Annotated in this window: 8 protein-coding genes; 3 read left to right on the top strand and 5 right to left on the bottom strand. The window is 41.5% G+C overall.

Annotation, left to right across the window (positions count from 1 at the left end):
* The 4 genes from ACZ25G_RS05330 to ACZ25G_RS05315 form a co-directional block, all read right to left on the bottom strand.
* On the bottom strand, positions 1-731 hold a 731-nt coding region (locus ACZ25G_RS05330; protein ID WP_463681790.1), incomplete at its 3' end, for an ROK family protein.
* Positions 706-1590 (bottom strand): PHP domain-containing protein, encoded by an 885-nt coding sequence (locus tag ACZ25G_RS05325; RefSeq protein WP_463681789.1) that lies wholly within the window; start codon positions 1588-1590, stop codon positions 706-708. The genes ACZ25G_RS05330 and ACZ25G_RS05325, both read right to left, overlap by 26 nt.
* A 113-nt stretch (positions 1591-1703) precedes the next feature.
* Complete coding sequence (locus tag ACZ25G_RS05320) at positions 1704-2090, bottom strand: VOC family protein (protein ID WP_191482269.1); 387 nt, start codon at positions 2088-2090, stop codon at positions 1704-1706.
* A 254-nt stretch (positions 2091-2344) separates the two neighbouring features.
* The gene (locus ACZ25G_RS05315; protein WP_463681788.1) at positions 2345-2671 is read right to left on the bottom strand and encodes a hypothetical protein; all 327 of its coding nucleotides are present in this window, start codon (positions 2669-2671) and stop codon (positions 2345-2347) included.
* 192 nt (positions 2672-2863) lie between these two features.
* Between ACZ25G_RS05315 and ACZ25G_RS05310 the strand changes: the two genes are divergently transcribed.
* Entirely contained in the window at positions 2864-5092 is a 2229-nt protein-coding gene (locus tag ACZ25G_RS05310; protein WP_463681787.1) for a transglycosylase domain-containing protein, read from the top strand.
* 109 nt (positions 5093-5201) lie between these two features.
* Here the strand turns inward: ACZ25G_RS05310 and ytvI are convergent, their stop codons facing one another.
* Positions 5202-6278: a sporulation integral membrane protein YtvI gene (ytvI, locus tag ACZ25G_RS05305; RefSeq protein WP_342680730.1), complete on the bottom strand. Its 1077-nt coding sequence runs from the start codon at positions 6276-6278 to the stop codon at positions 5202-5204.
* A gap of 396 nt (positions 6279-6674) precedes the next feature.
* Between ytvI and ACZ25G_RS05300 the strand changes: the two genes are divergently transcribed.
* The gene (locus ACZ25G_RS05300; RefSeq protein ID WP_463681786.1) at positions 6675-7118 is read left to right on the top strand and encodes an ACT domain-containing protein; all 444 of its coding nucleotides are present in this window, start codon (positions 6675-6677) and stop codon (positions 7116-7118) included.
* A 20-nt stretch (positions 7119-7138) separates the two neighbouring features.
* A partial coding sequence (locus ACZ25G_RS05295) for a homoserine dehydrogenase (protein ID WP_463681785.1) occupies positions 7139-7986 on the top strand: 848 nt, incomplete at its 3' end.

Here is a 7986-nt window from a genome sequence, read left to right as displayed (position 1 = left end):
CCCCGTACAATTTTACCTCCTGCGATGATGCCAGACCCGCTGCAGATACGATCTAGATAAATATAAGCTACATTCATCTGTTCCATTTGGTATTGGGGATGCTGGTGAATGTATTGACGGCAGAAGCCCAGGGCAACAGCATTGAGATCATTTTCTAACAGCATTGGGAGATTTAAGGCATGTTGCATTTGTTTTCCGATGTCGTTGATAGTCCATCGACCCCAGCCGTTGTCCACTAAAAATCCGCTTTTTTCCACGACACCAGGGACACCCAGGCCTATAGCTGAAACATTCCAAAGTTCTTTGCATTTGGAGGCAAACCGGACGGCATCAGCTTCTGCGCTTTTTGGCATAATAGCAACACTATTTTCTTCGAGAATTTCTCCATTTAGTTTGTTGACGCGAAAATAAAGACGATCTTCCTCCAGATAGAGAACAAGGACACGGTTGCGGTTAGGGGAGAGGATATATCGTTGCGGACGCCTTCCTCCACTAGAAACATCTAAGTCACTCTCTACAATTTCTCCCAATGTGACTAATTCTTCCAGCAAGCTGCGTACTGTTGTGACACTCATGTGGGTCGCTTCCGCTATTTCACCACGGGTAGCGCTACCTAAGGCAATGAGAGTTTGATAAATTAGCTCGATATTCATTTTTTTTATGAGTTCGGGTTTTCCCGCCTGATGTAGCATGGGAACAGCTCCTTTATCTTCGTGCTTTTTGTAATGCATAACAGATTTCTTCTGCCTGTTCTTGGCAGTCAATACTGCCAAGAGTGATGCTAGGTTTTGTTTTACCATGAAAATCGCTACCATAGGTGGGAATAACCCCTAGCTGCTGTGACCAGCGGAGATAGAAATCAGTTTGAACCTGATTATGATAGCTACTAAAAACTTCCATGCCGCACACATCTTCTTGAAAAATATTCTGCAAAAGCTCTTCATTTTCTTTAATATTGTTGCCTGGGTGAGCCAAAACGGGTACTCCTCCAGTTTTCCTAATAAGCGTACAGGCATCATGGAGACTCATATAGGTGACTGGTACAAAGAAAGGCTTTCCCTGCGCACAATAATCCCAATAAAAATTAACAAAAGGATTATCGCTGCGAGATCCACCGGGATAATAGGGGGAAAGATATGGATTATTTCTATTTTTATCTAACGCCAGCGCTGCTTTGGCGATCATTTCGCTAGTGACAACGCCATTGCGGGCAAGAGAATTGGCAAACTCTTGATCAAAATCAATACCGGCCCCTCGGATCAAAGCCATCCTTTTTTGGCATGTCTTTTGTTCTTGAGTGATGATGCTATTTTTAACGGGATCAAAGATGCTTTTATCGGGTTCAATATAGTAGCCTAAGAGATGAAGGTTAACGTCAGCGTAGGTACAGTCTAATTCAATGGCTGGAATCAGAGTAAGGCCGTACTCCTGGGCCAATTTTCGGCTTTCATCAATAGCATCGATACAATTGTGATCAGCAATGGCAACAACTTTGAGAGAAGAATGGGCGCACATAGACATAAGTTCTTGTGGGGAATATTCGCCATCGTTGCTATATTGAGAATGTATATGTAGGTCGATTAGAGCCATTTTGTTTCCTCACATTTTAAAACATACTTTTAAATGTTTATTTTAAAAGTTAATAACAAAAGTATAGCCGCTTTTTATTAATTTGTCAACCCATAATAAAAGCAGCCGCTATATTAGCGGCTGCTTTTATTATTTTTACTTGGAATAATTTCGAGCCAGTATCCATCGGGATCGGAAATAAAATAAATGCCCATAGCAGAATTTTCGTAGCAGATACATCCCATTTTTTTATGGAGGGCATGTGCAGCTTCAAAGTCATCAGTGGTAAAAGCAAGATGAAATTCATTGTCTCCCAGGTCATAAGGATCATTGCGATCCCGCAGCCAAGTGAGTTCCAGGGTATGACGGGAACTACCGTCTGTAAGATAAACTAAAATAAAACTGCCATCTTTGGCCTCTTTTCGCCGACATTCGGTTAGACCAAGGGCCTCCTTGTAGAAAGCAAGACTTTGCTCTAGATCCATCACATTAATATTATTATGTGCGAAGGTAAAACCCATTGCGAATCTCCTTCTGCCGAACACGAGGATCGGCTTTTAGTCGTTCCTTCATTATAGTGAAAGCAAGAAGAAAATGCAATGTCAAAAAGGTTAAAATTTAGAAGAAATGCTGTAATTGTTTTGTCTAAATTTGTGAAATTTCCCTGATAAAAATATGAAGGCTTTTTTAAGTTTTTGCTGAAACCATTGACATTCTGTTTCTTTAGGAATAGAATCCGTTAAACAAGAGAAAAAATGTGCATACTATAAACAGGCTAACTGATGTAGTCTTCTATGAGCCGGTTAAGCTCTTCTGTATCTCTAGCATAGACTCCGGTCTGTAATTCTTTAATATCAAATTCAGGGAGATTTTTGATATATACATCAAATACAATATCTGGAGTTACACTGTCTGCTTCAAAAACGGCTAGCTTGCCACCATAGTCCCTGAGTACATATTGATAATCCCCAATAGGCACAGAGGATTCTGCAACCAGAGCAGGCTCCGGTTTACTGCCATGTTGTATAAAAAAGATGGCGGACAAAGCCGCTGTTAAGAGCACCATGAGAATGCAACCTATATATGCGACTGTTTTTCCCATAAAAAACCTCCAGAATTCGTCCACACAGTTATATTGAGGCGGACAAGCATTGTATAATCTTAGTGTTGACAATACTGGATGGAGCTATGCGCTGGGAGGAAAGATTTATCCATAGGTTTTCGCAAATTCGTTAACATATTCTGTCCGCTTTATGTTATAATGAAATGGCTAGTAAGGAGGAGAGACCAGCCAATGAAGGAAAAACGTAATAAGACCGACAGAGCAACTTCGGGAGCGGAGAAGAAGCGGTCTTCTCCCGTGGTCCGAGGGATTAAAAAGACTTTCTCCACTATCGGCAAGGTGCTGGCGACCTGCTTTTTCATCATGGTAATCACCGGCTGTATTGTGGGAACAGTTCTTGCTGTCAATGTACTTGACTATGTAGACCGTGATTCTAACATTGATCTGAGAGAACTGCAGCTCAACTATACGACGATTCTTTATGCTACTGATTCGGAGACGGGAGAGACTTATGAACTTCAACGTCTACAAAGTGCCGATAATAGCATCTGGGTTGATATCGAACAAATTCCAGAATATATGCAGAAAGCGGCAATCGCTGCAGAAGATGCTAGATTCATGGAACATGAGGGTGTGGATTGGAAGCGAACACTGGGTGCGTTTGTCAACATGTTTGTCAAGATTTATCCTACAAAACAGGGAGGATCCACCATTACCCAGCAGCTGGTCAAAAATGTGACGGGAGATGACGCTGTCCGTGTTGACCGTAAAGTTAGAGAAATTTTTACGGCACTGAATCTGGAGAAGGAATACTCAAAACAAGAAATACTAGAAGCGTATCTTAATGTGATCCCTTTAGGTAACGGAGTCAAGGGAGTTCAAGCAGCAGCAAACCTTTATTTTGGCAAGGACGTTAGCGAGCTGTCTTTGGCGGAGTGTGCTTCGATTATTGCGATTACGCAATATCCCGAGCTACGCAATCCCTTCAATAACCCTGAAGAAAATAAAGTGCGCCAAGAATATATCTTGGATGAGATGCTGGAACTTGGTTCTATTACCCAAGCCGAACATGATGCGGCTGTAGCAGAGGAACTTAATTTCCTAAAAGAGGAGTATATTGAGGAGCGTAGCGAGGTTCAGAGCTATTTTGTTGACTATGTCATTGATGAGGTCATCAATGATTTGATGGAACAGAAAGGCTATGAGGAGTCTTATGCAACCCAACAGCTCTATACCGGCGGCTATCGCATCTATACGACAATAGATGAATCTATTCAGAAATCTGTGGAGGAAAGTTACCTGGATGAAAGCACATTCCCAGAAGTGCGCAATCCCGAGCCCCCACAATCCTCTTTTACGATTATTGACTATAATGGTGCGATAAAAGCGTTGGTTGGCGGCCGTGGTGAAAAAACCGGTGCCCGCGTACTGAACCGCTGCACGGGAATTACCCGATCCAATGGTTCTACGATGAAGCCCATTTCGGTCTATGGTTTAGCGATTGAGAATAACTTGGTGACTTGGTCCACCATGATTGACGCCACACGGCATACCTATACAGAGTATGATAACTGGAACCCTGTCAACTATGATAATTACTATGGCGGTGAAGATGGATATGTTACCACTGCGGAAGCAATCCGTCGATCTACCAATACAGCTGCTGTTTATGTGTGCAACCAGTTGGGACCAAGGACATGCTTTGACTTCTTGAAGAATAAACTGGATATGTATAGCTTGGTGGACAGCCGAGGGGAAAACGGGAAAATCTATACCGATATTACCCTTTCTGCCATGAGCCTCGGCAGTTTGACTGATGGCATATCTCCTCTGGAACTTGCTGGAGCATACCAGATTTACGGCAATGGAGGTTTGTTTACTCCAACACATTCCTATACGAAGGTGTTAGATAGCGAAGGCAATGTGGTGCTGGAAAATAAAGAAACACCGACTCGTGTACTCAGTGAAGAAACTGCTGTTATTGTCAACAAGATGATGCAGGGTGTTGTCACAGGTGCCAACGGCACTGGCTATAACGCTAGATTAGATGGGGTTACTGTGGCAGGTAAGACTGGTACAACCACCGATGATAAGGACCAGTGGTTTGTTGGACTGACCCCGGAATATGTAGGTGTGGTCTGGATGGGTTATGACATTCAGCAGGAAATTCATTACAGCGTTTATCCGCCACCAATTGTTTGGAAAAATGTTATGAGTAAAATCTATGAGAATCGCAGTTCCGGCTCCTTCCCGGAGAGCACCAAGGTGGTGGCAAGAGAATTTTGTACAGTTTCTGGTGATATTGCCACCGAAAATTGTCCTTCCACCGAAACGGGCTACTATAAAGCCAGCAACATTCCGGGAACCTGCATTGAACATCTGACGACCCAGGAAGACGATAATATTGATGAAAATGGCATTAATCAGGAAACTGGACAGCCTTGGTGGAAAGTCGATTAATAAAAATAAAAGCAGTATCGTCCGATGCTGCTTTTATTTTATACAAATTGTGTATTTATGTGATTTATGAGAGAAAGGCAAAAATAGGCTTTGCAAATTTCTAACAAAATTATTTATTGTAAAGCTTTAAATGTTCCTTTTCGCAGAGCCATTTGATGAGAATAGCGAGAATAGGCATGAAAATCATTCCCATAACTCCCATTGTCCGCAGTCCTAAATAAATGGCTGCCAGAGATATAACTGGATGCAATCCGATTTGATCTCCAACAATTTTGGGTTCTATGATGTTTCGAATGACAGTGACAATAAGATAAATAATGGATAATCCGAGAGCGAGATTATAATTTTGGCGGAAAAGTTCAATTGCGATCCAAGGAATCATAATGCCTCCGGTACCGATGACAGGCAACAAATCCAAAAGCGCAATCATGGCGGCGATAAGAAGAGCATAATCTAAATCAATGATGAGAAATCCAATGGAAAGCTCTGCAAATGTGATTAGCATTAAAATGAGATATGCCTTTATCATTTTCAAAACTGTATGGACCAGAAAATCTTTGATATCAAAAAGAAGGGCACGGTGACGTTTTGGGATCTGACGGGCCAGAAAACTGACCACGTTGGTATAGTCCATACTAATAAAAAAGGTAGCTATGATAGAAAAGAATAATGTGACCAACATGGAAGGAATATTTTTTACAAATTCTGTAATGGATTCTACAGCAGAGGAAGAAAGATTTAAAATGATCGTCTCAAAACTTTCAGAAATTGAGGTGAGCAGACGCATAGTGGCATCAGCTGTGCTGGGGAAAAAATGAGACATCAACTGTAAAATCATATCGGTAATTTTACTTACAACTGGTTCTAAACTGGTAGAGTAGATTTCTGGAAATTGAGCAAATAGCTCTCCCGCCTCCACTAAAAGGCGGGTGCCGGCAAACCAAAGGATTCCACCAGCCAAGGAAAATACCAGCAAAATTGTAAGGGCAGCACAAAACTTTTTTGGAAATGGAAGCTTAGCATTCAGAAAAGCAATGATCGGTTTGAGACAGAAAGCAATGAGCAGTCCTACAATAAAAGGGAGAAACCAAGGAACCACGAAGTTAATACAGAAGTAAATCACAACAAAGACTGTGATAAAAAATAAAATATTGATGATGAAATTGACGCGGCTTTGATGGTCCAAGTTAGTCACCTCAAATTGAGCGCTGGCAGCGCGGATAATCGTTTGAATTTATTTTGACCATAGGGATTAGCCTGATACACAGGTAAATTTGTTTTTCTCCGGGAGACAATTATAAGATAGAAATGTCCAGCGACGGACAAGATTTTTTCTTTTATTCTACCCTATTTCATGTAAATTTAATCTAATTTAATTTAATATAAAAGAAAAAAACTATATAAAAAATAGATAATATTATAAAAATAAAAGAATTTAGAAGAATAAAAGAGGTATTTTCAAAAAATAAAGAAATTTTGCGATTTATATAATGTTTTTAACCTTATTTGCGTTTGAGAAAAAAGTTTTAACCGTGTATAGTGTATTTATTCGCGAAACAGGCGTATTTCGGAGGTGGACTTTTTGGAAAATCCAACCCAATATCTTTTGGTAGATACCAAGGTTCTGCCTGAAATTTTTCTAAAGGTGGTCCAGGCTAAGCATTTGCTGGCATCCGGTCAAGCTAAAAATTCTTCAGAGGCTGCACGCATGATGGGTATTTCCCGCAGTGCTTTCTATAAATACAAAGATTGTGTATATCAATACACCAGCAATGTTTCGGAAAATATCATTACGGTTTATGCAGCGCTTTTGGATCAGCCTGGCGTCCTCTCTCGTCTTCTTGGAGAATTGTATCAGGTTGGTGCCAATATTTTAACGATTAATCAAAATATACCGGTAGATTCTGTTGCACCGGTTTCCATCTCTGTAAGCTTAGAGGGGCTTACCGTCAGCCGGGAGGAATTGTTTACATCTCTACGGCAGTTGGAAGGCGTCGTCGAGGTACGCAGGATATCGGGTCAATAAATGAAAGATGAGGTGCGGTTATGTTCCAGATTGCAGTCATGGGTCATGGAGTAGTCGGTTCTGGTGTTGTTGAGGTTTTTTACAAGAACAGAAAAAGCATTGAAAAACGAGCCGGCAAGGAAATGGAGATCAAATATATTTTAGATCTCAGAGACTTCCCTGGACTTTCCTACAGCGATAAGTTTATCAAGGACTTTGATACCATCGTTAATGACGCGGATATTAAAGTTGTAGTGGAAGTGATGGGAGGGCTTCATCCAGCTTTTGAATATGTGAAGCGTTGCCTGGAGGCAGGGAAAAGTGTAGTTACCTCCAATAAAGAGCTGGTAGCGGAAAAAGGAGCAGAGCTTTTGGCAATCGCCAAATCCAGAAATGTCAATTTTCTTTTTGAGGCCAGTGTCGGTGGTGGTATCCCCATTATTCGCCCCCTAAATCAGTGTTTGGCGGCCAATGAAATTGACGAGATTGCTGGTATTTTAAACGGTACTACAAACTTTATTCTAACCAAGATGATTCGCGAAGGGATGGCCTTTGCTGACGCGCTCAAGCTGGCGCAAGAGCTAGGTTATGCAGAAAAAGATCCCACCGCTGATGTGGAGGGCATCGACGCTTGCAGAAAGATTTGCATTCTTGCCTCCATTGCCTTTGGGAAACATATCTATCCAGAGCATGTTTATACAGAGGGAATTTCCAAGATTACCTTGGAAGATGTTGCCTATGCGGAAGCTTGGGGCGGGGTCATTAAGTTGATTGGCCGTACCAAACGGGATGAGAATGGAAAGGTAACCATTATGGTTAGCCCTGCCATGGTTTCCCATGAAAGCCAGCTTGCCAGCGTCAGTGATGTATTCAACGGCATTTTAGTTCG

The organism is Zongyangia sp. (assembly GCF_965361945.1).
The sequence above is the reverse complement of the archived record's forward strand: the minus strand, read 5'-3'. Positions and strand labels throughout refer to the sequence as shown.

Bases quoted from the DNA above. Each gene is read 5' to 3' on its own strand.
- ACZ25G_RS05325 (WP_463681789.1), bottom strand. From the start codon at position 1,590: ATGGCTCTAATCGACCTACATATACATTCTCAATATAGCAACGATGGC.
- ACZ25G_RS05320 (WP_191482269.1), bottom strand. From the start codon at position 2,090: ATGGGTTTTACCTTCGCACATAATAATATTAATGTGATGGATCTAGAG.
- ACZ25G_RS05315 (WP_463681788.1), bottom strand. From the start codon at position 2,671: ATGGGAAAAACAGTCGCATATATAGGTTGCATTCTCATGGTGCTCTTA.
- ACZ25G_RS05310 (WP_463681787.1), top strand. From the start codon at position 2,864: ATGAAGGAAAAACGTAATAAGACCGACAGAGCAACTTCGGGAGCGGAG.